23 protein-coding genes and 1 riboswitch are annotated in these 25,716 nt (G+C 58.3%); of the genes, 21 read left to right on the top strand and 2 right to left on the bottom strand.

Annotated elements, in window-relative coordinates; genetic code table 11:
- Positions 1 to 523: 523 nt before the first annotated feature.
- The 18 genes from DQG13_RS18575 to DQG13_RS18490 all read left to right on the top strand — a co-directional run bounded on the left by DQG13_RS18575 (position 524) and on the right by DQG13_RS18490 (position 19,851).
- Entirely contained in the window at positions 524 to 1,720 is a 1,197-nt protein-coding gene (locus DQG13_RS18575; protein ID WP_113021283.1) for an aminotransferase class I/II-fold pyridoxal phosphate-dependent enzyme, read from the top strand.
- A gap of 150 nt (positions 1,721 to 1,870) precedes the next feature.
- Complete coding sequence (locus DQG13_RS18570; protein WP_113021282.1) at positions 1,871 to 2,149, top strand: aspartyl-phosphate phosphatase Spo0E family protein; 279 nt, start codon at positions 1,871 to 1,873, stop codon at positions 2,147 to 2,149.
- An 89-nt stretch (positions 2,150 to 2,238) separates the two neighbouring features.
- Positions 2,239 to 2,449: riboswitch (cobalamin riboswitch) on the top strand.
- A gap of 345 nt (positions 2,450 to 2,794) precedes the next feature.
- The gene (locus DQG13_RS18565; RefSeq protein ID WP_113021281.1) at positions 2,795 to 3,805 is read left to right on the top strand and encodes an ABC transporter substrate-binding protein; all 1,011 of its coding nucleotides are present in this window, start codon (positions 2,795 to 2,797) and stop codon (positions 3,803 to 3,805) included.
- 1 nt (position 3,806) lies between these two features.
- Positions 3,807 to 4,841 (top strand): FecCD family ABC transporter permease, encoded by a 1,035-nt coding sequence (locus DQG13_RS18560; protein WP_113021280.1) that lies wholly within the window; start codon positions 3,807 to 3,809, stop codon positions 4,839 to 4,841.
- Positions 4,842 to 4,964: 123 nt separating this feature from the next.
- A complete protein-coding gene (locus DQG13_RS18555; RefSeq protein ID WP_113021279.1) occupies positions 4,965 to 5,777 on the top strand; it encodes an ABC transporter ATP-binding protein in 813 nt (270 codons plus the stop codon).
- 981 nt (positions 5,778 to 6,758) lie between these two features.
- Positions 6,759 to 7,829: a nicotinate-nucleotide--dimethylbenzimidazole phosphoribosyltransferase gene (gene cobT, locus DQG13_RS18550; RefSeq protein WP_113021278.1), complete on the top strand. Its 1,071-nt coding sequence runs from the start codon at positions 6,759 to 6,761 to the stop codon at positions 7,827 to 7,829.
- Positions 7,830 to 7,862: 33 nt separating this feature from the next.
- A complete protein-coding gene (gene cobU, locus DQG13_RS18545) occupies positions 7,863 to 8,546 on the top strand; it encodes a bifunctional adenosylcobinamide kinase/adenosylcobinamide-phosphate guanylyltransferase (RefSeq protein ID WP_113021277.1) in 684 nt (227 codons plus the stop codon).
- Positions 8,547 to 8,552: 6 nt separating this feature from the next.
- Positions 8,553 to 9,554: an adenosylcobinamide-phosphate synthase CbiB gene (gene cbiB, locus DQG13_RS18540; RefSeq protein ID WP_113021276.1), complete on the top strand. Its 1,002-nt coding sequence runs from the start codon at positions 8,553 to 8,555 to the stop codon at positions 9,552 to 9,554.
- Positions 9,521 to 10,336, top strand: coding sequence for an adenosylcobinamide-GDP ribazoletransferase (gene cobS / locus DQG13_RS18535; protein ID WP_113021275.1), 816 nt, complete (start codon positions 9,521 to 9,523; stop codon positions 10,334 to 10,336). The genes cbiB and cobS overlap by 34 nt, the downstream gene beginning before the upstream one ends.
- A 275-nt stretch (positions 10,337 to 10,611) precedes the next feature.
- Positions 10,612 to 11,706 (top strand): threonine-phosphate decarboxylase CobD, encoded by a 1,095-nt coding sequence (gene cobD, locus DQG13_RS18530; protein WP_113021274.1) that lies wholly within the window; start codon positions 10,612 to 10,614, stop codon positions 11,704 to 11,706.
- 342 nt (positions 11,707 to 12,048) lie between these two features.
- On the top strand, positions 12,049 to 13,701 hold the full coding sequence (locus tag DQG13_RS18525) for a cobyric acid synthase (protein WP_113021273.1): 1,653 nt from the start codon (positions 12,049 to 12,051) through the stop codon (positions 13,699 to 13,701).
- A 29-nt stretch (positions 13,702 to 13,730) separates the two neighbouring features.
- Complete coding sequence (locus tag DQG13_RS18520) at positions 13,731 to 14,300, top strand: cob(I)yrinic acid a,c-diamide adenosyltransferase (RefSeq protein WP_113021272.1); 570 nt, start codon at positions 13,731 to 13,733, stop codon at positions 14,298 to 14,300.
- Positions 14,297 to 15,208 (top strand): RluA family pseudouridine synthase, encoded by a 912-nt coding sequence (locus DQG13_RS18515; protein WP_113021271.1) that lies wholly within the window; start codon positions 14,297 to 14,299, stop codon positions 15,206 to 15,208. Before DQG13_RS18520 ends, DQG13_RS18515 begins: the two co-directional genes overlap by 4 nt.
- A 67-nt stretch (positions 15,209 to 15,275) precedes the next feature.
- Positions 15,276 to 15,632 (top strand): arsenate reductase family protein, encoded by a 357-nt coding sequence (locus tag DQG13_RS18510; protein ID WP_113021270.1) that lies wholly within the window; start codon positions 15,276 to 15,278, stop codon positions 15,630 to 15,632.
- A 20-nt stretch (positions 15,633 to 15,652) separates the two neighbouring features.
- A complete protein-coding gene (locus DQG13_RS18505) occupies positions 15,653 to 16,855 on the top strand; it encodes an aminotransferase class I/II-fold pyridoxal phosphate-dependent enzyme (protein ID WP_113021269.1) in 1,203 nt (400 codons plus the stop codon).
- Positions 16,856 to 16,985: 130 nt separating this feature from the next.
- Positions 16,986 to 18,125, top strand: coding sequence for a DNA sulfur modification protein DndB (locus DQG13_RS18500; RefSeq protein WP_258525748.1), 1,140 nt, complete (start codon positions 16,986 to 16,988; stop codon positions 18,123 to 18,125).
- A complete protein-coding gene (locus DQG13_RS18495) occupies positions 18,125 to 19,297 on the top strand; it encodes a DNA sulfur modification protein DndB (RefSeq protein WP_113021268.1) in 1,173 nt (390 codons plus the stop codon). Before DQG13_RS18500 ends, DQG13_RS18495 begins: the two co-directional genes overlap by 1 nt.
- Positions 19,298 to 19,374: 77 nt before the next feature.
- A complete protein-coding gene (locus DQG13_RS18490; protein ID WP_113021267.1) occupies positions 19,375 to 19,851 on the top strand; it encodes a NanQ anomerase/TabA/YiaL family protein in 477 nt (158 codons plus the stop codon).
- Between the two features lie 77 nt (positions 19,852 to 19,928).
- Here the strand turns inward: DQG13_RS18490 and DQG13_RS18485 are convergent, their stop codons facing one another.
- Positions 19,929 to 20,813: a 5'-3' exonuclease gene (locus tag DQG13_RS18485; RefSeq protein WP_113021266.1), complete on the bottom strand. Its 885-nt coding sequence runs from the start codon at positions 20,811 to 20,813 to the stop codon at positions 19,929 to 19,931.
- Positions 20,814 to 21,002: 189 nt separating this feature from the next.
- Between DQG13_RS18485 and DQG13_RS18480 the strand changes: the two genes are divergently transcribed.
- The 3 genes from DQG13_RS18480 (at position 21,003) to ilvD (ending at position 24,856) form a co-directional block, all read left to right on the top strand.
- On the top strand, positions 21,003 to 22,265 hold the full coding sequence (locus DQG13_RS18480) for a methyl-accepting chemotaxis protein (protein ID WP_181592834.1): 1,263 nt from the start codon (positions 21,003 to 21,005) through the stop codon (positions 22,263 to 22,265).
- A 244-nt stretch (positions 22,266 to 22,509) separates the two neighbouring features.
- Positions 22,510 to 22,734: an ATP-binding cassette domain-containing protein gene (locus DQG13_RS31745; RefSeq protein ID WP_113021265.1), complete on the top strand. Its 225-nt coding sequence runs from the start codon at positions 22,510 to 22,512 to the stop codon at positions 22,732 to 22,734.
- 436 nt (positions 22,735 to 23,170) lie between these two features.
- Entirely contained in the window at positions 23,171 to 24,856 is a 1,686-nt protein-coding gene (gene ilvD, locus DQG13_RS18465) for a dihydroxy-acid dehydratase (protein WP_113021263.1), read from the top strand.
- A 164-nt stretch (positions 24,857 to 25,020) separates the two neighbouring features.
- Here ilvD and DQG13_RS18460 read toward each other — a convergent pair whose 3' ends face one another.
- Positions 25,021 to 25,359 (bottom strand): DUF3055 domain-containing protein, encoded by a 339-nt coding sequence (locus DQG13_RS18460; RefSeq protein WP_258525747.1) that lies wholly within the window; start codon positions 25,357 to 25,359, stop codon positions 25,021 to 25,023.
- Between the last annotated feature and the right edge of the window lie 357 nt (positions 25,360 to 25,716).

Here is a 25,716-nt window from a genome sequence, read left to right as displayed (position 1 = left end):
CCTGACTGTCTTGAGCGCCATCCTGCCGTGGCTCCAGCATCTGCCAATGTTATCATGCAAAAGTGCAGTTATTTTTGGCTGTGAGTCCACTTGTTCGCTCCGATCATGCAAAAGTGCAGTTATTTTCGTTTGAAACCGTCCAAAAGCTAAAATCTGCGTGAAATAGATGTACTTTTGCAGGATGACCCTCCGTTCCAGTAGCTGACTCATGAAATAGATGTATTTTTACATTATGGATATTCCATATCTCCAGCATCACACCACCATCTACCATACATCAGAGATGTTGTTACTAAAAGCAGGTAACAGCAATTTGGAATAGGGAGCGGAATATGCCCGCGGCAGACAATAAAGGCTCCTAAGTCTCTTTAACACACCATTTTTCCAAACAGATAGCTGAGTAGTTACCGAAAATAAATGGTTCCATATTTATAATAGGGGCTTCCCAAAAGTATTCGGAATTCGTTTCAAAGTGTCTTGTCACTTTTGGGGGATTTACGTAGAGCGGAGGTTACGATAAAGCATGACATCCAAGCTGGATTCCATGGAGCGTTATTTAACTCCCCGGGTCAGGGCCATACCGCCCTCGGGGATTCGCAGGTTTTTCGATCTGGTGAGCGCCAGCAAGGATGCGGGCATCATCTCCCTGGGGGTGGGCGAGCCTGATTTCATCACTCCCTGGCATGTCCGGGAGGCCTGCGTCTATTCGCTGGAGCGGGGCAAAACCCAATATACCTCCAATGCCGGCATGCCCGAGCTGCGGGAGGCCATCGGCGAATATCTGTATGAGCGGTTTCATGTGGCTTATGACCCGGCCCATGAGATGATCGTCACCGTCGGCGGCAGCGAAGCCATTGACCTGGCGCTCCGGGCGCTGATTAATCCGGGAGACGAGATTCTCATTCCGGAGCCCTGCTACGTATCCTACAGCCCCATCACCACCATCGGCGGGGGAGTGGCGGTAGGCATCGAAACCTTCGCCAAGGACGGCTTCAAGCTGACGGCCGAAAGCCTGAAGGCCAAGATTACGCCGCACTCCAAGGTGCTGATTCTTTGTTATCCCAACAATCCTACCGGAAGCGTCATGACCTATGAAGAGATGCTGCCTATCGCCAAGCTGGTGGAGGAGCATGATCTTCTGGTGATTTCCGACGAAATTTACGCCGAGCTCTCCTATGACCGGAACCATTGCAGCTTCGCTTCTCTGCCGGGAATGAAGGACCGGACGCTCTTGGTCAGCGGTTTTTCCAAGGCCTTCGCCATGACCGGCTGGAGAATGGGCTACATCTGCGGACACCGTGAGCTCATTGCCGCCATGCTCAAAATCCACCAGTACACTGTCATGTGCGCTCCGATTATGGGCCAAGTGGCGGCGTTGGAGGCGCTTAAGAACGGCATGGAGGAAAAGGACCGGATGATGGAGTCCTACAACCAGCGCCGACGGCTGGTGGTCAAGGGCTTCCGGGATATCGGCATGGACTGCCATGAGCCGCAGGGCGCATTTTACGCATTCCCCTGCATTTCCTCCACAGGCCTCACCTCGGAGGAATTCGCTTTCCGGCTGCTGAACGAAGCGAAGGTCGCCGCGGTGCCGGGGCATGTATTCGGACTGGGCGGAGAGGGCTTTTTGCGCTGCTCTTACGCCACTTCTGTTAATCAGCTTTTGGAGGCGTTGGAACGTATTGGAAAGTTTATGGCGAAGCTATCACAAGTAGGGTAAAAGCCCTGCATCACTCCCCGGCAACCGGGCATTTCGCCTTCCCTTTTCAGGAATTAACTGGTATATTGGGAGTAGGGCTTGGCCGGTTGCAATCGTGCACAATTCAGGCAAGCCGTCTGTTTTTGTCAAAAGGATGGGGAGGGAATTGGAATGGCACCGGGTTCTTCTTTTCGCTCTTACTCAAAAGCCGTTCCGGTTCGCGTAAGCAGGAACTTGGGGAACAAGCCTGTCCGTTTGGCTGCCCGGGCCCAAGTTGGCCGCCTCCGGCAGAGGGCAGCGGGGCTGGAGGAAGAGATCTATATGCTGCGCACCCGGCTGGAGCAAGCCGCCAGTGTGGAGGAATCCCTCACCGATCCCAAGGTGATCGAGATCAGCAAGAGGCTGGACCTGCTTCTGAATGACTATATGTTTATCCGTACGCGCCTTTAAGCACGGGGCGTCACTTCGCCTTGACTTCCCGTCGCCCCGAAGGTAACATAGGGTTGTTTCAAACATCCGCCCGTCATCATTAATCCATAATCGATTCTTTATCCAAGGGTCCCTTCGCGCCGCATGCGGTGCAAGGGTTAATAGGGAAGCCGGTCGAAGCCGGCACGGTCCCGCCACTGTGAGCTGGGGATGAGCCCGATGAAGAGAGCCACTGTTTGCGCCAGTGAAAAGCGTGAATGGGAAGGCTGGGCAAGTCATTAACCCGCGAGTCAGGAGACCTGCCTTTGGATACAAGCTGCGAAATCCTTCGAGGAAAAGGATCAGGCTAATCATGCGCACTTAAATGGGAATGCTTGCGGCATTCCGTTTTGTCCTTGATTTGCTCGCCTCCGGTCTCGTTAGCGGCTGGGGGCTTTTTCGCGTGAATCTCCATGGGAAAGATCAGCTGGGGCTTGTCTGATAACTCCAAGGGGAGCAGCTAACGCCCAAATTTTCGTTCCAGGCAAGGCACTTTCGTGAAGGCGTACCGGGGGTACGTCAAGCGGAAGTAACGATAGCTCGGGGCGAAAAGGCGGTGAAAGATGCCCTCAAGCGGGTTGTCAGACACGCCCTAATGGCGGAAAATATGCAAATGGAGGAATAGACATGGTTGCAGATTGGACATGGAAGAAAACCTCAGGTTGGGCTATGGCGCTGGTCCTGGCGGCTTCGCTGGCCTTGACCGGCTGCGGAGGCAAGGACAACAATGCAGAGGGGACAAGCTCCCCCACAGCGGGGGCAACGACGGCTTCGCCAAGCCCGGCGGCGTCGGCTTCGACAGGGGCGGCCGCGACCCAGCAAACCGTATACCCCCTCAAGGTGACGGATGCCACCAATACGGAGGTTGTATTCGAGAAAGCTCCCGAACGGATCGTCACGCTGGTTCCCAGCGAAACGGAGAGTTTGTTCGCCGTTGGCGCAGGCAGCCGTATCGTTGGTGTGGACAAGTGGAGCGATTATCCGCCGGAGGCCAAGAAGATCGCACAGGTGGGGGATTTGACCACTAATGTGGAATCTGTGCTGGCTTTGAATCCGGATGTGGTGTTCGCGTCCTCGTCCCTTAACAAAAAGCCGGTGGAGGCTCTCCGCAATCTGGGCGTAAAGGTGTTCGCCATCAACCCCAAGAGCATGGAGGAAGCGATCCAGCGGATAGAGCTGTACGGCAAGATCATGAACATGCAGGAGCAGAGCAAGAAGGCCGCCGATTCCATGCGCAGCGACATTCAGAAGGTCAAGGACCTGGTGAAGGATGCGCCCAAAAAGCGGGTATACATGGAGTTCAACCCCGGCTGGACGGTAGGGGACGGGGAGTTCCTGAGCGAAATGGTGGAGCTGTCCGGAGGCATTAATGTAGGCGCGGGCAAAAAAGGCTGGTATGAAATCGACCCGGAGGCTATTGTGAAGGCCAATCCGGAAGTGATTATTTATTCCGTGGGCGAAGGCATGGGAACCCTGCCGGATACCATTAGGAGCCGGGCGGGCTTCTCCACCACCGATGCGCTGAAGAACAACCGGATGTACGGCATTGATACCAATCTGACCAACCGCTCGGGGCCCCGGCTGACCCAGGGACTTCTGGAGATCGCCAAGGCGGTTCACCCCGAGCTTGTGAAATAACATGAAAAAACGACTTTTGATGTGGGGAGGAGGGGCGGTTGCGCTCCTTCTTTTCTCCGTTATTGTGAGCTTGTCCCTTGGCTCCGCCAGACTGCCGCTTCTGGAGGTTTGGCGCATTCTGTTCTCCCGGGTGCCCCAACTGGGCGGCCTTGTGACGCCGGACTGGCCGGCGGCCCATGAGCAGATTATCTTCAAAATCCGGCTGGCCCGGGTGGTGCTGGCCATTCTGGTAGGCGCTGCCCTGGGGGCGGCGGGCACCGGCTTTCAGGGGGTGCTGCGCAATCCCTTGGCTGACCCGTATACCCTGGGTGTCGCCTCGGGCTGCTCCGTAGGCGCCGCTTTCCTGATCCTCTTCGGGTACCAGCAGGCGCTGGGGCAATGGACGGTTCCTCTGGTGGCTTTCCTCACCGGCTCGCTGACGCTGGCCGCGGTATTCCGCCTGTCGTCCCACGGCGGCAAAACCCGGATTGAAACCATGGTCCTGTCCGGCGTGGTGGTAAGCGCCTTCTTAAGCTCCTTCGTCTCGCTGATGGTCAGCATGTCCAACCAGGTGGTTAACGAAATCCTCTATTGGCTCATGGGCAGCCTGTCCATGCGCAACTGGTCTTATTCGCAAATTTTATTTCCGTATGCCGTTGTGGGGTTTGCTATTCTATGTGCGTATGTGCGGCAGCTGAATCTGCTGGCTCTGGGAGAGCGCCAGGCGGCCTATATGGGGGTGGATCTGGAGCGGACCAAGCTGGTGGTGCTCCTGGTCTCCACCCTGCTGACGGCGGCTGCCGTGTCCGTCTGCGGCGTCATCGGCTTCGTGGGCCTGGTGGTGCCGCATCTGGTGCGGCTGACGGTAGGTCCGGACTACCGGCTGATTCTGCCGCTTTCCGCGGTGACCGGGGGGATTTATGTGCTGTGGGCCGATACGCTGGCCCGGATGGTGCTGTCGCCCAAGGAAATTCCCCTGGGTGTGGTGACGGCCCTGCTGGGCGCGCCGTTCTTCGCCTATCTGCTGCAGAAGCGGAAAATCCGGCAGAACGGGTGACGGAGGGATGACCGAGGGATGATTGGGGAAAAAGCGGTGCGCGCTGCGCGCTGCGGTCTGTCGGAAAAGTGGACAGTTGCAGGTGATTGGCGAAAATCAGGATGAAGCGGGTGAACCCAGGCCATGATTGAGGCGGTGGATTGCTTTAAGAGTTATGACGGCGCCCCGGTGCTGCAGGGCGTTAGCCTCAAGGTGGCGCCGGGCGAGATATACGGCATTATTGGCCCCAACGGCAGCGGCAAATCCACGCTGCTGCGGCTTATCTCCGGCGTGGAGCGAGCCGACGCGGGAACTGTGCGCATCGAGGGCCGCCCGGCGGAGTCCTACTCCCGCCGGAAGCTGGCGCAGCTGATGGCGGTGCTGGAGCAGGAGGCGATTCCGCCTGTGGGCTTTACGGTGCGCCAGGTGGTGGAGATGGGGCGGTTTCCCCATCAGGACTGGCTGGGGCGGGAGCGGAGCATGGGCGGAGAAGGGCGCGGGGACAGCGCCGGCGGAGTGGACCTGCTCCTGGATCAGGTTATGGAGCGGCTGGGGCTATCGGCGCTGGCCGAACGCACCCTGGACCAGGTGAGCGGCGGCGAACGCCAGCGCACGGCCCTGGGCAAGGCTATGGCCCAGGAGCCCCGGGTGCTGCTCCTGGACGAGCCAACCACGTACCTGGATATCGGCTACCAGCTGCAGATGATGGATTATGTCTCCCGCTGGAACCGGGAGAACTGGCTGACAGTCGTGGCGGTGCTCCACGACCTGAACCTGGCGGCCCAATACTGCCACCGCCTGCTGGTGCTGCACCAGGGGCGGATCGTGGCGGAGGGCGCGCCCGCGGAAATAATGGACCCGGCGCTGATCGGCCGGGTGTATGGCACGGTCCCGGCGGTGGTGTCCCATCCCGTGTCGGGGATACCGCAGATTTTGCTGCAGCCGGAGGAGGCGTAGGCCCGGCGGTGTGTGTGCCTCCCGCTGCACGGGGGGTGGAGCTGGGCGGGGCGCGGTTGCGCGGCTCCGCCGGGGGATCGGGCGCGGTTCGGCGGATAGCGGAAGGAGGCTTCCGCTATTTGGCCGGCACAGCCGCGATAGGTCGGATAACGGTAGGCTATTTCCGCTATCCCTGGATTTTACCCCTGCAATCCCCTCTTGGCGGGGGAATAGCGGAAAATCCCTTCCGTAAAAGTCCATTTTCTCCGATATAGCAGAAGATAGCGGTAAATGGCTTCCGCTATGGAGGCGGTGCGGACTGGACCAGATCTCCTTCTCCAACGGAGCTTTATAGGCTGGGCGTGCCGGATAGCGGACTATTGAGGGGGTTGAAGTCCGGCGACGGCGGGTTATACTCATTGCGGAACTGAGAAGCGCTTAAAGGCGAAATTGGGCGAAATTTGAACTTTAACGGAACTGAACGACTCTTATTGGCTGAATTTGCCGCGATTGGCCGCTCGTGAACGCTTTTGCCCCTATAAGAGCGTTTCAGTTCCGCTATTACTCGTAAAGACGGATTTTCGGCGTATAAGAGTCGCTGAGTTCCGTTAGCTCGTGTGGGGTATGGTAGGGGCGGTGCATTGTGCTGGTGGGAGCGGGTATAAGGGTAGCCTGAGTTTCGTTAGCTCGTGTAGGGCAATGGTAGGGGCGGTGCGTTGTGCTGGTGGGAGCGGGTATAAGGGTAGCCTGAGTTTCGTTAGCTCGTGTAGGGCAATGGTAGGGGCGGTGCGTTGTGCTGGTGGGAGCGGGTATAAGAGTAGCCTGAGTTTAGCGCGTGTAGGGCATGGTAGAGGCAGTGCGTTGTGCTGGTGGGAGAGAGCAAAGAGTAGCTGAGTTCCACAAGCGTTAGGCGCGAGCGGGCGGTCTGTTGGACAAGCTGCTTTCCCAGATCGGCGGGTGAACAAGATAGGGTTCAATCTTCATAGAGGAGGGATATATCGCATGTCGCAAGTGAATCGCATGGAAGAGATGACGGCGGGGATTCTCCCGCTGAACGAAGAAGCTATGGAGCGGGCGCGGCTCCATCTGGACCAGTTGACGAAGCCGCCGGGCAGCCTCGGCAAGCTGGAGGAGATTGCCGTGCAGCTGGCCGGGATTACCGGCGAGCTTGCTCCCGAGCTGGGGGCCAAGACGGTGGTGGTGATGGCGGGAGACCATGGTGTGTGCGAGGAGGGAGTCAGTGCATTCCCGTCTGAGGTCACCTGTCAGATGGTCATGAATTTTCTCAATGGCGGAGCGGCGGTAAATGTGCTGGCCCGGCACGCATCGGCCAACGTGGTGTGTGTGGATATGGGCATCGACGGGGAGCTGGAGCATCCCGACCTGCTGCAGCGGAAAATCCGCCGGGGCACCCGCAATATGGCTCGTGGTGCGGCCATGACCCGGGACGAGGCAGAGGCGGCGGTGCGGGCCGGCTACGAGCTGGCGCTGGAGCTGGCGGAGCGGGGCACAGGGCTGTTTGCCACAGGCGAGATGGGCATCGGCAACACCACACCCAGCGCAGCTCTGCTGGCGGCTTTTGCAGGCATTTCTCCCGCCGCCGCGGCAGGCCGCGGGACAGGAATCAGCGATCAGCGGCTGGTCCGCAAGATCGGGGTAATTGAGCAGGCGCTCCAAATTAACCAGCCCGATCCTAGGGACCCGCTGGATGTGCTGGCCAAGGTAGGAGGCCTGGAAATCGCCGGGCTGACCGGACTGATTCTCGGCGCGGCGGCATCCCGCAGGCCTATTGTCATCGACGGGTTTATTTCCACGGCGGCGGCCCTTACTGCGGTCAGATTGGCTCCGGCGGCGAAGGGCTATATGATCGGGTCCCATCTTTCCGGGGAGCAGGGGCATGCCCTTCTGGTGAAGGAAGCCGGCATCTCGCCAATGCTGGGGTTGGACATGCGTCTGGGGGAAGGAACCGGCGCGGTGCTGGCTTTTCATCTGGTGGAGGCGGCAGTGAAGATCATGGCGGAAATGGCTACTTTTGCCCAGGCAGGGGTTAGCGGAGGCGAAGAGTATTCATAATTTCTTCATAATTTGCAAAAGGGGATGCGGGCCATGCTGGTGTTAATCACAGGCGGAGCCAGAAGCGGTAAAAGCGGCTTCGCTGAAGCGTATGCCGCCGAATTAAGCGATACGGGCTATTACATCGCCACAAGCCAGGCTCTAGATGAGGAGATGGAGGAGCGGATCGCCCTCCACCGCACAAAACGTGAGCTGGACCAATCCATCTTTTGGCACACGGTGGAGGAGCCGGTGGCGCTGGCTGATGCGCTCCAAACTTTGGACAGAGGGGTGAAGGCAACGGGCCCCCAGGTCGTGCTGGTGGACTGTCTGACCCTGTGGCTTACCAACGTGCTTCTTTCCGAGGAGGAGCCCGAATGGGACAAGGCTGCCCGCCACCGCGCCGCACAGCGTGCGGAGGAGGCTATCCACGGGCTGATCGAAAGCCTGCTGAAGATCAGGCATCACCATGTCCTGCTGGTCACCAACGAGGTAGGCAGCGGCATCGTGCCCGAGTATCCCTTGGGCCGCCTGTACCGGGACCTGGCAGGGATCATGAACCGGCGTCTGGCGGCTGTTTGCCAGGAGGTTTACCTGGTGACGGCAGGCATTCCCGTGGAGCTGAAGCGGTTGCAGAAGGAGTTGGCCGCCGGAGGCACAAAACTTGCCGGAGAAACTGCACAGGAGCATCCCGGCCCGGAGCTTCCATCATCCTCACAGGAAAAGGGAAGGCGGTAAACGCACATGTTGTTTTATCATCCGGCAGACATCCTGTGGATGGTGCTGGCGGCTATTATTGTGGATTGGGTGATCGGCGATCCTCCCTGGCCGAAGCATCCCGTCATTCTGATAGGGCAGCTGATCCGGTGGCTGGAGGCCCGCCTCCATCCTTCCGGCGCAGAACTTCCGCAAGCCCGTTCCCCAAGGCGGGAACGGTTCAGGGGCATTCTTTTGACCGTGGCGGCAGTGGTCCTATCCTCCGGTCTTTTGTATGCCTTGATCGCCGTCCTGTACATGATCCACCCCTGGGTAGGGAGGGCCGCCAACATCTGGTTTATCTCCACCACCATCGCCTTCAAAGGCTTAAAGGATGCGGCCATGCAGGTATACCGCCCGCTGGCGGAGGGGAATTTGGCGGAGGCCAGACGGTGGGTGGGCTATATTGTGGGGCGGGATACGGCCGAACTGGACGAACCGGAGATTACCAGGGCGGCGGTGGAAACCGTTGCGGAAAATACAGTGGATGCGGCGGTTTCCCCGCTGTTTTTCGCCCTGCTGGGGGGCGCGCCTCTGGCCTTGGCCTACCGGGCGGCCAACACCCTGGATTCCATGGTGGGTTACCGGAATGACCGCTACCGTGATTTCGGCTGGGCCTCCGCCCGGCTGGACGATCTGCTGAATCTGCTGCCCGCCCGGATCACCGCCCTGCTGCTGGCGTTGGCCGCCGGGCTGACGCCGGGCTTGTCCGGCAAGCGGGCTCTCCGCTCCGTGAGGAGCTTCGCCGCCCTCCATCCCAGCCCCAACAGCGGCTACCCCGAGTCCGCCGTAGCGGGAGCGCTGGGGGTGCAGCTTGGCGGCCGCAATGTCTATGGCGGTGTCATCAGCCAACGGGCGGTCATGGGCTGGCCCCTGCAGCCCCTGGAGCGGTCCCACATCCGCTTGGCTGTGCGGCTTTTATACATAACAGGGTACTTCATTGCCGGAGGTGTGTTATGCGCAATCGCAGTCCAGGCTGGTTGGAACTGATGCACCCGCTGGGAGCGGCGTTCCAGCTGTTGAGCCGCTTCCCGGTGCCGGTGGAAATCCCTTTCAACAACAAGGTGCTCCGCAGGAGCGTGATCTGCTATCCCCTGGTGGGGCTGGCTATTGGACTGGTGCTGGCCGGAACATGCTGGGGCCTGTCCCTGCTTCTGCCGCCTGTGCCTGCCGCCGCCCTGGTGACAGGGCTGTGGGTGGCGCTTACCGGAGGCTTCCATCTGGACGGGCTGATGGACACGGCGGACGGCATCCTAAGCCATCGGTCCCGGGAGGAAATGCTGGCCATTATGAAGGACAGCCGGGTTGGCGCCATGGGAGCGGCCGCTTGCGTTTTGCAGCTGCTTTTGAAGTTTGCCCTCCTGGAAGGGCTGCTGGAATCAGGCTGGCAGGCATGGGCGGGATATTTGCCTGCTGTGGCGATCTGGAGCAGATGGGCCATGGCGGCGGCTGTAGCCTGGTGGCCGTATGCCCGGTCCGGCGGAGGTTTGGGCGCCCTGCTCTCCGGCTTTGGCGGGAGACAGCTGGCCGTATGCACGGTGCTGGCGGCGGGTTTGTCCGCAGGAGCGGGGGCATTGGGCGGCGAAGGTCTCCTGACAGGCGGAATGCCTGCCTTGGCCCTGGGCTTGCCCGCCCTTGGCTTCAGCGTGCTGCTGGCCCGGAGCTTGGCGGCCAAATTGGGCGGACTGACGGGAGATACCTACGGCGCCATCAATGAACTGACGGAAACCTTCCTGCTGCTGGTGATTTTGCTTGCGAGCAGATTGCATTGAACGGAGCGCATTATCAAATAAGCTTCTAACGGCGGCCACAGCCGCTATTTTGGCAAAATAGCCGCTTTCGCCAATCTAACAGCGGCCAGCGCTGTTATTTGCGGCTTTTGGCCGGGTTTCGGCTCCAATCGGGGCAAATAGCGGCCGCTGCTTCCGTTAGATTTCGGGAGATGCCTTTTAGACCCGAATAGCGGCACTCACTGCCGTTAGAGGATCGGACACATCTCAAGCCAGACAGGCGAGCAGGAAAAATTTATGGACAGGCGGTGAGCGCCATGTTGGAAAAGCATGGGCACGGCGGCGACATCTGGACGGCGGCCGAGCTGTACGGAATTGACAAAAACAGCTTCCTGGATTTCAGCTCCAACATGAATCCACTGGGTCCGCCGGAGGCGGCGGAGCGGATTATCCGGGAGGAATGGCGGCGGGAGCTGTCCCGCTACCCCGACCCGGATTGCCGGGAGCTGCGCCAAAAGATCGCCTCGGTATACAGCATCCCCGCCTCCTCTGTACTGGCGGGCAACGGCGCCGCCGAGATTATCGACCTGGCGGTGCGGGCCCAGCGTCCCCGGACCGTGGGGCTGCTTGCGCCCTCCTTCCGGGAATACGCCACTGCCGCCCAAAGAGCCGGCGCGGGAATCGTGGACATTCCGCTCTCTGCGGAGCGGAACTTCGACCCGGATTGGACTTCGGCGGAGCTGCAAAAGGCTGTGCCGGAGGCAGAATTGTTTCTGTTCGGCCACCCCAATAATCCGACAGGGCGGCTGCTCTCCACGGAGTTTGTCCGGCAGCTTGCGGCAACGGGGAAGCCGGTGATCCTGGATGAAGCGTTCATCGACTTCTCCGGGGAGGAAGAATCGGTCAGCTTCATCCGCCAGGCGGCGGAATCGGACAGGCTGTGTGTGGTCCGTTCCCTGACCAAGTTTTATACGGTACCCGGCCTGCGCCTCGGTTTTGCGGTGGCAGGCCAGGGCTGGATCGGGGCCATGAAGCGGCTTCAGGTGGAATGGAGCGTCAACGGTTTGGCCCAGCGCATCGGGCAGGAGGTGCTGGGGGATGGGGAATTTGCCCGCGCTACCCGGGACTGGCTGCGGGAGGAATCGGCTTGGCTGACCAAGGCGTTGACCGGGCTTGGGCTCCAGGTGACCCCCAGCGCCGCCAATTACCTGCTGTTCCGGCTTCCCGGGGAATGGGGCGTCACCATCCACCGTCTGCAGGAGGCCATGGGCAGGAGAGGCATTCTCATCCGCAGCGCCGCCACCTACCAGGGGCTTGATGAGAGGTACGGGCGCATCGCCGTCCGCAGCCGCCGGGACAATATGCGGCTGGCAACGGAGCTGGCCGGTTGTTTGGAGGAATTGCGGGCATAGCCGCTTATGGTATTGCTTTACTGGCGGCTATAGCGGCTGTGGCGCTGCTTTATCTGGAAGTTATAGCGGCTATAGCATTGCTTTACCGGGAGTTATAGCTGCTGTGACGCAACTTTACCAGGAGCTATAACGGAAGAGAAATTCCGCTAATCCCGGCCCGCAGGAGCCGCCGGCAACCAATAGCGGAACCGGATTTCCGCTATAGCGCCATTTTCCCGGGATTTCTCCGGGCTTGGAGGCGGCAGCGGAAAAAACCTTCCGTTATTTGCTCCCTCCATAGCTGGGTTGTGCGAATAGCGGAACATTTCTTCCGCTACTCTGAAAAAACTAGGGGGTTGAACAATGAACCAACGGTCGCCCAAATCAATACCGGAACCAAAGCCAAAGCCCATTGGCAAAACCATCATGCTCCAGGGAACCGCCTCGGATGTGGGCAAAAGCATCCTGACCACCGCGTTATGCCGGATTTTCGTACAGGACGGCATCCGGACGGCTCCTTTTAAATCCCAGAATATGTCTTTGAACTCCTATGTGACTCCGGATGGCAAGGAGATCGGCCGGGCCCAGGGATTGCAGGCGGATGCCTGCCGCATTGCCGCCACTACGGACATGAACCCGATTCTATTGAAGCCGGTGAAGGATATGACGGCGCAGGTGGTGGTCCACGGCCGCCCGTTGCGGAATTATGAGGCCAGAGCATACCGGGAGGAGTATCTGGAGGAAGCCGGAGGAATCGTCCGTGAGGCCCTTGGCCGTCTGCGGGAGACCTATAGTCTGGTTGTGATCGAAGGAGCGGGCAGCCCCGCCGAGATTAATCTGAAGGACCGGGATATTGTCAATATGCGGCTGGCCGGCTGGGCCGATGCTCCGGTTATTCTGGTGGCGGACATCGACAGAGGGGGCGTTTTTGCTTCCATCGTGGGTACCTTGGAGCTTCTGGAGCCCCATGAACGGGACCGGATCAAAGGCTTTGTGATCAATAAATTTCGCGGGGACGTGTCCCTTCTGAAGCCGGGGCTGGATTGGCTGGAGGCCCGCACCGGCAAGCCTGTGCTGGGCGTGATTCCTTATTTGCCCCGGCTGGGGCTGGAGGATGAGGATTCCGCCTCGCTGGATGCCAAGCGGGAGCAAAGCCGCCGCAAGCCGCCGGGGACAAATGCTCTGCAATCGCCGGGGGCAAACGCCCAGCAGCCGCCCGACCCAGCCGCCCCGGAAGCCCTCGCGCCCAAGCTGGACATTGCCGTTCTGCGCCTCCCCCGGCTGTCCAACTTCACCGACTTCGATCCGCTGGATGAGGAGCCGGATGTGGAGCTCCGGTATGTGGAGCATCCGGAGGAGTGGGGCCGGCCCGATGCGGTGATCCTGCCGGGCAGCAAAAATACCATGGACGATCTGGCGTTTATCCGCGCCAACGGACTGGCGGACAAGCTGCTTGCGCATCGCGCTGCGGGAGGCGCCGTGCTTGGCATCTGCGCCGGCTACCAGATGATGGGCCGCCGACTGCTGGACCCGGGGCATGTGGAATCGGACCGGGACGAAGCGGAAGGGCTCGGCTTTTTCCCCATAGAAACCTTGTTTACTTCCATGAAAAAGACGGTGAGAGTGGAAGGGGAGGGCGGCCTCTTTGCCCGCGAACGCCTCCATCCCATTGAAGGCTACGAAATCCATATGGGGGAAAGCCGGTTTCTCGAGCCGGTGGCCCATCCTTTCCGGGTATCCGAATCCGTGGTGTCCATGGAGCGGGCGGAGCCCCATGCCGAAGGAGCGCTGTCGGAGGACGGCTTGGTGTGGGGGACCTATATTCATGGGATTCTGCACAATGATGCTCTGCGCAGAAGCTGGCTGAACCGGCTGCGGGAGCGGAAAGGCTGGCCGCGGTCGGAGCAGCTGCTGCAATTCGGCAAACGCCGGGATGAGGCAATTGACCGGTTGGCGCAGCATGTGCGCCGCCATTTGGATATGGAGCGGATTTATGCGATGATAGAAGAAAAATAATCCCCCCAATATGGAAAGGAGGAGTATGAATGCGAATTTATACACGGACAGGGGATGCGGGCCAAACGGGAGTCATCGGCGGCCGGTTGGACAAGGACGATAACCGGGTGGAGGCCTACGGCACAGTGGACGAGCTAAACAGCTTCGTCGGGCAGGCCATGGCCTGCCTTGATCCGGAGAAGTATGCAGACATGCTGCAGGAGCTGAAAACCATCCAGAACGAGCTGTTCGATCTGGGCTCCGATCTGGCGTTATTCAAGCCGGGTTTAAGGCCGTACAAGGCCGCTCCCGAAATGACGGTCAAGCTGGAGCAGCTGATTGACCGGTACGACGGGGAAACGCCGGACATTACCCGGTTTGTTTTGCCGGGAGGAAGTGCTGCTTCTTCGCTGTTCCATGTCTGCCGGACTGTCTGCCGCCGTGCTGAGCGCCGGGTGGTGACCCTGGCCCGCACAGTGGAGGTGCACCCGCCTGTCCTTACCTATCTCAACCGGCTGTCGGATCTGTTCTTCACCATGGCCAGAGCCGCCAACCACCGGGAAGGGGTGCCGGATTCGGAGTATGAGCGGAGCGGGGAGGTATTCCGCAGAAAGTCATGAGCTATTATGAGCCCATTACGTATATTGTCCCGGCGGAGGATGACGGCTTGGAGCTCAAGTCGGTGCTCCGCCGGAGAATGGCTTTGTCCCGGAAGCTTCTGTCCCGTCTGAAGCTGACGGAGGAGGGCATCACGGTGAACGGAGTGCGGCGGTATACCAGCGTGCGCGTCAAAGCCGGGGATGTGGTGGAGGTGCGGATGGAGGAGGAGGACTCCGAAGACATTCTGCCCCAGGACCTGCCGGTGGATGTGATTTTTGAGGATGAGCATCTTCTCATTGTCAACAAACCGGCGGGAATCATCGTCCATCCCACCACCGGACACTGGTCCAATACTCTGGCCAACGGCGTGGTCCATATGTGGCAGCAGCGGGGCCTGCGCATCCGCTTCCGTCCCGTCCACCGGCTGGACCGGGAGACCTCAGGGGTTCTCGCCATTGCCAAGAACCCGTACGTCCACCAGCATATTTCCGAGCAGATGAAGGCCGGAACGGTGGAAAAGGAATATGCCGCCTTGGTCCATGGCCGTCTGAAGCAGGATGCGGGAACGGTGGATGCGCCTATTGACCGCAACCCGGATTCGCCCCATTACCGCATTGTCACTCCGTCGGGTTATCCCTCCGTTACCCATTACCGGGTGGTGGAGCGGCTGAAGGCGGCCACTCTCCTGGCCATCCGGCTGGAAACCGGACGCACTCACCAGATCCGGGTGCATATGGCTCATCTGGGACACCCCTTGATCGGGGATGCCATGTATGGAACAGCGGAAGACCGGGAAGCTTTCCCCGGCGGCAGACACGCTCTCCATGCTTCGCGGTTGGGATTTATCCATCCGGTGTCCCGGACGCCGCTGGTTTTTGAAGCGCCGCTGCCTGCAGATATGACGGCCCTGTTGTCGAGATTCAGGTAAAATGTTATGATGATTTTATTCGACGTACGGATGCGGCGCACCGTTTAAATAAAGGAAGCTGATTCTGATGGCGGTTACATTTTATGGATATCCTCCCTGCGGCACTTGCCGCAATGCCCTGAAGTGGCTGAAGAGTCATGGAGTGGATGTAGAGGTAAAGGATATTACGGCCGAACCTCCCGGCAAGGAGGAGCTTAAGACCCTGGCCCGCTTGGCCGGTCTGGATATCCGCAAGCTGTTCAACGTATCCGGTCAGGTCTACCGGGAGCTGTCTCTGAAGGACCGCCTGCCGGATATGAGCGAGGAAGAGATGCTGGAGCTTCTGGCGGGGAACGGCAAGCTGATCAAACGCCCCGTTGTCACAGACGGCGCCAAGGCCACCGTCGGTTTTAAGGAAGAGGAATTCAGACAGGCATGGGCCTGACGGGATCGGGAGTGCGCACAATGTCCAGGTGGAGATCTGCCAAGCTGAGCCGTCTCGGTTCGGCTATATTTAGCGAAGTTGCGGAATGGAAGCGGGAAGCGCGGGATAAGGGGCTCGCGCTCATCGATTTGGGCATCGGCAGTCCCGACGGGCATCCGGATGAAGCGGTTGTCCGGGAGCTGGCCCGGGCGGTGCAGGACAAGGGCAATTACGGCTATCCTTCCTCTGAAGGAAGCCTGGCTTTCCGGGAGGCCGTAGCCGACTGGTACCGTTACCGCTTCGGCGTGGAGCTTGACCCGCACAGGGAAATTACCGCCCTAATGGGCTCCCAGGATGGGCTCTCCCATCTGGCCATGGCTGTGGCGGACCCCGGGGATACCGCCATTGTCCCTGACCCCGGTTACCCGATTTATTCGGCCAGCCTGGTGCTTGCCGGGGTGGAGCCGTACCCGGTGCCGCTTTTGCCCGAACATGAGTATTTGCCGGATCTGGACTCCATTCCCGCCTCTGTGCTGGACAAAAGTGCGTTTATGCTGCTGAATTATCCGAATAATCCCTTGTCGGCCGTGGCTGATCTATCTTTTTTTGAGAAATTGGTGTATCTTGGATTCAGGCACGACCTGCTGCTCATCCACGATATCGCTTACTCCGAACTGGCTTTTGACGGCTTTCGCCCCCCCAGTATCCTAGAGATCAAAGACGCCAAGCGAACCGCTGTTGAATTCCATTCCCTGTCCAAAAGCTTCAACATGGCCGGCTGCCGGATTGCTTTCCTGACCGGCAATGAAGATGCGGTATCCTCTCTTAAGGCACTGAAGTCGAATATTGATTACGGTGTGTTCGAGGCGGTGCAGCAGGCAGGGATTGCAGCCATGCGCGAGGATATCCGATCAGGTCTGGGCAGCCGGAATGCCCGGGTGTACCAGGCCAGAAGGGATCTCTTGCTAAGCGAACTGGAGAAGTGGGGCTGGACCATCCCGAAGCCCAAGGCGACCATGTTTGTATGGGCGCCGGTTCCGGGAGGGGCAACCTCCCGCAGCTTTGCAAGGGAGCTTGCCGTCCAAACCGGGGTGATTGTCATTCCCGGCGATGCATTCGGGCAATATGGGGAGGGGTATGTGCGGATCGCTCTGGTACAGAATGAGGATAAGCTCCAAGAAGCGGCAGACCGGATCGGGCATTTTTTGTCCGATTACAAGCATCTCTGGCATCCGCCAGGTTAAGCGCCTCATTGCCTTATCGGGCTTGCGGCCAAGGACTTTGGCTTTCATGGCCGGTACGGATATATTTTTAATCCATTCTGTCTATGATGGTAATATAGGCGGTACAAATTTATGCAGAAAGTAAGGTGATATGATGGACTCCATTCAATCTTTGTCCGAGCTTTTGTCCGAGCAGAAAGCCGGGTCGTTCGTGGAAATACCCGGCAAGCTGGCCCGTACCTTCGGGCAGACTACCATTTCCACCACCCTTCCGGTGAGCAAGCTTCTGTCCATTTATGAGGTGGACCTGGAAGTGCAGCGTTCCATTATTCCGCAAAACCTGACCAAGCTGATCGATTATATCCAGCTGTATCTGGATCATCAGCAAACCGTGTATTTCCCCGGCATTATTCTATCCGCCCGCGGGGCTGGGGAATACGACGAAAATGCCGGCGTGTACCGGCTGAAGGCCATCGAGAAGCTGTATGTGGTTGACGGGCAGCACCGCCTGGCCGCCTTCCAGCGTCTGACGGAATCCTTCCAGAGCCTGATGGCTCGGGCCAAGGACCGCCGGGAGTATGACAAGATGGAGGAAATTTCGCAGAAGCTCAACAGCCTCTATCAGTTCCCCATGTCTGTCATGATCTATCTGGACATCGACGCCCGCCAGGAACGCCAGCTGTTCAGCGACATCAACAAGCTGCCCCGGAAGATCGGGGGCAATCTGGCGGTTCTCCGGGATCAGCGCCGGTTCTATCATGTGGTGGCGTCCCGTCTTGCCGACAGCGATCCGAACCTGCAGGATATCGGCGTGGATATGTTCACCGAACGGGGCAAGGGCCCCGAGTTCCTCTGGTCCTATCATCTGCTGGTGGAGATTATGTGCGCCCTGTTTGAAGGCCGCATGCGCGCCTCCGCCCGCAACAACGGCTACCAGTTCACCGAGGAGGAAGAGGATGCCGCCATCAAGGAAGCCTCCTTCTATCTGGACCGGCTGGTGGCGTATCTGCCCAAGCCGGGCAAGGGTGTCATCGCCTGGTCCGAGAATGTGCAGCTGGCGCTGGCGCTGTTCGCCCATGAGGAAGCCGTCAAAACCGGCAGCTTCAACCGTTATTCCCTGGAGCATGCCCTGAAGATTCTGCCCCATATCGACTGGGACGGCATCTATGTCGGCGAGGAGAAGGACCGCCTGCCGAGACGGAGCCGGATTATGAAGGCTTACCAGTATATCAAGGAGTTTTATGCCAATAACCAACTGATCTTGATCGGGACGAAGGAGGATGCGGGCTAATGGAAGGTTTATGCTTAAATATGACCATTCATCCGTTCTGCGACCGGTTTGGGCTGGCAACCATTTCCCTGCCGGTGCAGGATCTGTTGAACTATACCGCCATCGATTCCATGGTGCAGCGCAAGCTTTCCGGCATGCAGCGCCGCAAAATCGCCAATTATCTGCAGGAGCGGGAGCTGGACCATGTATTCTTCGGTCCTGTAACCCTGTCTCTGCGCGATGTTAGCCAGCTGGCCCGCGACGAGGAGGGAAATCTGTACCTGCGCCACGGCTCCAAGCTGAGCATTCTGGACGGCCAGCACCGGATTATGGCTCTGGGCTACGTCAACGAGCAAATGCTGAAGGAAGTCCGCCGCTACGAGAAGAAGCTGGCTGCCCTCAAGCTCAAAATCCGCCGCCAAGGGGAGAATGAGGAGCTGAAGGAGGAGGCCACCCAAACGGCAGGTCTGCTGGAGCAGCTGGAGAAGCGCCGCCTGGATTTGGTGGAAACGGAGCTGTCCGTGCAGCTGTACGTGGGTCTGGTCGAGGAAGAGGAGAAGCAGCTGTTCGGCGACATCAACTCCAAGGTGCAGCTGGTGAGCAAGGAGCTGGGCCATTCCTTCGACTCCACCGATCCGCTGAATCTGGTGATCCAGCAGGTGGCCGACCACAATGTTTACCTGAAGGCCGCCGGTGTGGAAAAGCGCAGCAATCTGACCTCCTTCAACAAAAACTTTACGTCCTTCAGCTGGCTGTATTCCACTTCGGTCATGCTGTTTTCCGGCCGCCTGCAAACCTCCTACGAGCTGGCCCGCCGGGTCAGGAAAGCGCCGGCCACCTACGTGGAGATTCTGCATCAATTCTTTAATACTATTTTGCCCATGATGCCGGAGCAGCCTGGTTTGCCCCAATATTCCACCTCCAGCCGTGTGATGCAGGAGGGCATCGCCTTGTACGCCCATCAGTACCTGTTCAAAAACGGCGAATACGACGAAAAGGGGCTGCAATGCCTGCAAATTTTCGACGGCTTCGATTGGAGCCATGAGAACGAGGACCTGATCCGGGTATTCGGTTCCCTGGACAACGGCAAGCTGAATCTGATCCACGAGAAATCCCTGCGCAAGCATGTAAAAATGGTGGAGCTGTTCCAGTCCCTGTACAAGGAAGCCGCCGAATCGGAAGCTTTGGCGTAAATGAGGTTTCGTCTGAAGAAGCCGGCCGGCGCTTGCTGCCGGCTTCAACCCATTATGATAAAGAGGTGCAGTCCGCAATGATCGTAGGTAATCTGGATTCCTGGAAAAAAGAAGCGCATGTCTATTCCAAGGCGCTGGCAAAAGGAATGGCCTTTATCGAGGAGAACCGTCCGGAGGAGCTTGAGGTTGGCCGTTACGAAATCGATGGGGACAAGATGTTTGCTCTTGTGTCTGTTTCGGAGACGGAGCCCAAGCAGGACCGCAAGCCGGAAGCCCACGACCGCTATATTGACATTCAATATCTGGTCAGCGGCGCAGGGGAAGTGATCGGGGTAGCCCGCCGCTCTGCGGACTCGGTGCCGTCCGAGGATTATCTGGGCAGCCGGGATATCGCCTTCTACACCGAGGTGAAGGACGAAACCGATGTGCTCCTGCGCCCCGGCATGTTCGCCGTCTTTTTCCCGGATGACATTCACCGTCCTCTGTGCGCAGCGGGAGACAAGGCAGACACCGTGAAGAAAGTCGTTGTGAAGATCGCGCTGGATATTTTGTAAAAGGGTCCCCCAAAAGGGAACAGGCCTGCTTTGCCGGATATTGGCAGAGCAGGCCTGTTTGTTCCATGCCGCGGCTGTTATGCTCCCAAGGAATCCACTCGGAGGTTCAGCTCATATTGGTCCATGGAAGCGCGCAGGGCATCGTGCCGGATAGCCAGCTGCAAAGCCTCCAAGGGCAACTCGCCAAGCTCGGGAATATCCACGATGATGGTGGACAGCTCCTTGCTCAGAAAGGAGGATTCCTGTCCGGCCGCCAGCTTTTTCCGGTGTTTGCTCAAGTGCGGCTCCAACTGGTCGAGGGAGGCGTACAGGCTCTCCAGCGTGCCGTACTGCCGGATCAGGGGCAGGGCGGATTTTTCCCCGATGCCCGGGCAGCCCGGAATGTTGTCGCTGGTATCCCCGAGGAGCGCCTTCACATCTGTCCACTGTCCCGGCGCAATGCCGTAGTCTGCCTGGAAATGCTCACAGGTGTAGACGGTTTCTCCCTGTTTGCCGGCGATGATCTGGGAGGAGGTGGCGCTTAAGAGCTGCAGCAGGTCCCGGTCATTGCTGTAAATAAAGCAATGGTCCACCGGCCACCGACGGGAGAAGGCGCCCAGCAAATCATCCGCCTCATAGGGAGGCAGGGACAGCTGGTGGACACCGATGCTCTCGAGAATTTCCCGGCAGCTCAGGTACTGGTCCAACAGCGGCTCGGGCAGCTCTGTCCGGGTGGCTTTGTAGGAGGCGTATTTCTGCCGGCGGCTGGTTTCCTCCCGCTTCACATCCCACAGGACGGAAAGATGGGTAATCCGGTGCTCCCGGACCAGATTGAACAGCTTCTGGTAGAACACGCGGAGCGCGTTGTTGTAAACGCCGTTTTTATTTTTCAGTTGGTCGTTGGCTCTGTTGTAAGAGGTGGCGAAATGCGCTCTGCTGAGCAAATTGAAGCCGTCGATGAGCAATAGATGCTGCTGGATCATAAATTCACCTTTTTCTTTGAAAATCGGGTACCCGTTTTTTTCTACCCTCCATTATTGCATTCCGGAGATGGTTTCACAATATCTGGGGCCGAAAATCTACCGAATTTCGACATAGACCAAAAAATTTTTCAATGCTATAATATTTGGTAAAGAAATCGTTTTCATTTTATTGGCAGAGGAGTGGACGCCATGGATTTTATGAATAGTTGGTCCTTCCGCAAAAAGCTGTTGGTGGGCTGCTACGGATTGTTGGGAATGGCGGAGATTTTGCAGCTCATTAAGACCTTTATTCTGGGACATACCTTCTTGGAGTGGGTCATCCAATTGATCCTGACCTTGGGCATTGCGTTTCCGCTGATTCGCATGATCGAGTCCAAGCTTACGGAGACGGTGGAGCATATGACGCGGGTGGCCATGAATGTGGCCAAGGGGGACTTTTCCCAGAAGGTGCGGATTGAAAGCAATGACGCCTTCGGCGATTTGGGCAATGCCCTGAACCAGATGATCGATAAGCTGCGGGGGATTCTGAAGGATACCACAAGCATCGCCAGACAGGTGTCCGACACCACCATTAACATCCGCAACAAAAGCCAGGAGTTCCGGGATGTGCTGGGCCAGGTGGCCATCTCCACCAACGAGCTGGCCGTAGGCGCAAGCTCCATCTCGGAGGATGTTTCGGATATGACCGGCTCTGTTCGGGATATAGAGGGCAAGGTGGAGAACTTCGCCAATTCCGCCAAGTCCATGAATGACCAGTCCGGTCTGATGATCGCGCTGGTGGAGAAAGGGCGCAATGCCGTGGAAGGGCAAGGCATGGGCATGAAGAGCAATATTGCCGCCACGCTGGCTGTAGCCGCCACCATTAAGGAGCTGGCCCAGCAGGCGGAGGGCATTACGAAGATCACCCGCACCATCAAGGATATCGCCGAGCAGACCAATCTTCTGTCCCTGAACGCCTCCATCGAGGCGGCGAGGGCCGGTGAGCACGGCAGAGGCTTCGCCGTTGTCGCCCAGCAGGTGCGCAATCTGGCGGAGGAATCCACCCAGGCCACCAAAGAGGTGTTCAACCTGGTCAACCGGATTCAGAACGGCGTGAAGGAAGCCAGTGAGAACATCAAGGCAAACGAAGAGATTGTCAACATGCAAAGCGGCATGATCGAGGAAACCGCCCAGGTGTTCAATGAGATTGTCCAAGGCATTCAATACATAACCGAACAGATCCATAACTTCAACAAGGAAAGCGAAGTTATGCTGGATGGCGCCAGGAAGATTTCCTCGGCTATCGAGAATATTTCCGCCATTACCCAGGAGTCCGCAGCCGGAACGGAGGAGGTATCCGCCTCCATGAACGAGCAGATTGCCTCCATTCAGGAGATGACGGACCAGGCGGACAGAATGAGCCAGGTTTCCGGCCAGATGCTCCGGACCATCCAGATTTTCCGGCTGGACTGACGGCCGGACCAAGGATTGGACTAGGCGCCGCCGAAGCAATCATACACGAATCATGCCGCATCAACCGCTTCGCTCTTTACAGCGAGGCGGTTTTTGTTTTAAGGTTTTCACATTAAGGGAAAGTGGGGACTTTACGGAATGACGCCACCTCCGCTTCAGTCCGGCGGAATATCTGGAGCACATGGGGGCGGTGCGCGGCATGGACAAGAGCCGTCTCCGAGAGTGAATCGGCGAGCTGCTTCTCTTGTGCAGGCTGGAGCAAGCCAAGGATGCGCCCATCCGGTTCTTTTCCAAGGGGATGCTGCAGAAGGTGGGCATCATGCAGGCTATGCTGGAGCAGCCGGCCCTGCTCTTGATGGATGAGCCCTTCTCGGGATTGGATGTGGACTCCCAGGGGGATTTGGTCCGGATTCTGGGCGGAGGCAGAGGTGCCGGCTGGGCGCGGGAGGGAGTCCGGAGAGGCTGGTGAAACGGCAGCAGAAGAGGTGTCGGCTGTAGGTGTGAAGGAATCCAAGGAGGCCGGTGAACCGTCAGCAGCATCCGACTCGGGCAGGGAATGGTCGGAGGGGGAGGAGAGTGGGAGCCTTCGAACGAACGCCCACGGCCCTTGAGCTTGTCCTTGCCTTTTACAGTCACGGGGTGTCCTTCCTGCTTGGCGCGGCCCTCAGCTGTTCTTTATACCCTCTGGCGTACTTCGGATTGCTGCTCCTTCCCATTTTCAAATATTTGCCGCTGCAATCTTCCAGGTCAGGGTAATGGCATCAGCACGGATGTTTTGCGTTTTCGCGGTTCGTCTATTGAGCTTGTCCTGTGTTCCAGGTGAATTCGGATTTTCTTTTGCGCTTAAACGTGCTAAAATTGTAAAAACATAAAACTATGGATTGCAGGAAGGAGATTTTTGCATCATGTTAAAAGGTTCAAAACGCAGCGATATGATCACCAAGGGTTTTGACCGCGCGCCGCACCGCAGTCTGCTCCGGGCCGCAGGCGTGAAAGAGGAAGATTTCGGAAAGCCTTTTATCGCGGTATGCAATTCATATATTGATATCGTGCCGGGCCATGTGCACCTCCAGGAATTCGGCAAAATCGTCAAGGAAGCCATCCGCGAGGCCGGCGGCGTGCCCTTCGAGTTCAATACCATCGGCGTGGACGACGGCATTGCCATGGGTCATATCGGCATGCGCTATTCGCTGCCCAGCCGCGAGATTATCGCCGATTCGGTGGAGACGGTGGTGGCCGCCCACTGGTTTGACGGCATGGTCTGCATCCCCAACTGCGACAAGATTACCCCGGGCATGATGATGGCCGCTCTGCGTCTGAACATTCCCACCATTTTCGTCAGCGGCGGACCTATGGCGGCGGGCAAGGACAAGAACGGCCGCTCCATTAACCTGAACAGCGTATTCGAGGGTGTGGGCGCCCACCAAGCGGGCATTATCGACGACAAAACCCTGGACGAGCTGGAGCGTTACGGCTGTCCGTCCTGCGGCTCCTGCTCCGGCATGTTTACCGCCAACTCCATGAACTGTCTGGCGGAGGGCCTGGGTCTGGCGCTGCCGGGCAACGGCACGATTCTGGCTACCTGGGATGAGCGCAAGGAGTTCGTGAAGCGCTCCGCCAAGCAATTGATGAAGATCATTGAGCTGGATCTGAAGCCCCGGGATATTGTAACAGAGCGGGCTATTGACAATGCGTTCGCTTTGGACATGGCTATGGGCGGGTCCACCAATACGGTGCTGCATACCCTGGCTCTGGCCCAGGAAGCGGGAATTGAATATTCCGTCTCCCGGATCAATGAGAAGGCCAAGGTGGTTCCCCATCTGGCAAAAATCGCCCCGGCATCGGACTATCATATTGAGGATGTCCATCATGCAGGCGGTATCAGCGCTATCCTGAACGAGCTGTTCAAGAAGGAAGGCGTGCTGGACGGCAGCTGTTTGACGGTAACCGGCAAGACGCTGCGGGAAAATGTGGAGGGCTGCGAGATCAAGAACCACGAGGTCATCCGGCCGTTGGACAACCCCCACAGCCCGCAGGGCGGCCTGTCCGTGCTGTTCGGCAATATTGCGCCGGAAGGCTGCGTCATCAAGGTTGGCGCCGTGGACAAGTCCGTGGGCAGCTTCTTCTCCGGCAAGGCCATCTGCTTCAACTCCCAGGATGAGACACTGGCGGGCATCGCCAGCGGCAAGGTGCAGGCCGGACATGTGGTCATCGTCCGGTATGAGGGGCCCAAGGGCGGCCCCGGCATGCCGGAGATGCTGGCTCCCACCTCGCAGATTTCCGGCATGGGTCTTGGCGCCAAGGTGGCCCTGCTGACCGACGGCCGCTTCTCCGGAGCGTCCCGCGGCATCAGCATCGGCCACGTATCGCCGGAAGCGGCGGAGGGCGGTCCCATCGCTTTTGTCGAGGATGGGGATACCATTGAGATTGATCTGGCCAACCGCACCATTACGCTGAAGGTGAGCGACGAGGAGCTGGAGAAGCGCCGCGCGGCGTGGAAGGGCTTCGAGCCCAAGGTGAAGACGGGTTATCTGGCCCGCTACTCCAAGCTGGTGACCAACGCCAGCTCCGGCGGCGTGCTGAAGATTTAAGGAATCCGCTGAATCTAAAAAGCTGCTTGCCCGGCCGGTTGACGGCTTGGGGAAGCAGCTTTTTGTGCGTGCGTCGGCGGTGGCGATTGGCGGGTGGTTGGCTAACGGGACTGACGGCGAGGGTGCGGTCCGCGGTGGGGCGGCTAGGCCCAAGTACAGCTGCTCTAAATATCGGTGAAGCTGATGTCCCCGATTATTTCCGACAAAAAGGCCCGCAGCTCCTCGGCTTCGTCTGTGGCCAACTGGTAAATATGCTCCAGATACTCCTCCTCCTTCAGATCGTCGGGACCCAGTATGGCGGTTTTGCCGGTTTGCAGGTCCGCCACCAGCTTTTTGCCGAAGAACCGGGCAGTAGAGATAATGGCCAGATCAAACCGCTTCACGCTGGGGCCGACAAAGCTGACAAAGCGGGTGGAGGTCTCCTCCGTTATGTCATATAGAAAATCCAATTGGTTGGCAGCGGTCATCCGTTTGAACCTCCCGTCTGTTGGTGGCTTCATCATACCATAGAGGCTTTCTCCCGGTAAAATAATCCGGACTTCAACCTTTGCTGGCTGCTCTGCCAAAAAGTATTTACGCCGAAAATAGCGGGCCATGCGTGATTCTAATGTGAATGCTCTATAGTTTTGTTCTTTCGCAGTAGACATTTTGCGAAATTTGTCTTTCACAAGGTGGACATGTGCTTAGCAGCTCTTTCTCCCTCTACTTTTTTCACAAAACACAATATATGGAGAATATGATCTGTTCAACCGCTACATATAGACATACCTGCCGAGCGATCCCTATTTACCTCCATGTCCACTTTCCAACGGACATTCCAGGAGGATTTGTCCTCCTGACGCATACAAAACCTGGACACG

Origin of the sequence: Paenibacillus sp. YN15, assembly GCF_003285005.1 — a bacterium.
Classification (GTDB): Bacteria; Bacillota; Bacilli; order Paenibacillales; family NBRC-103111; genus Paenibacillus_AR.
Note: the sequence above shows the minus strand (reverse complement) of the source record. Positions and strands in the feature narration are given on the sequence as shown.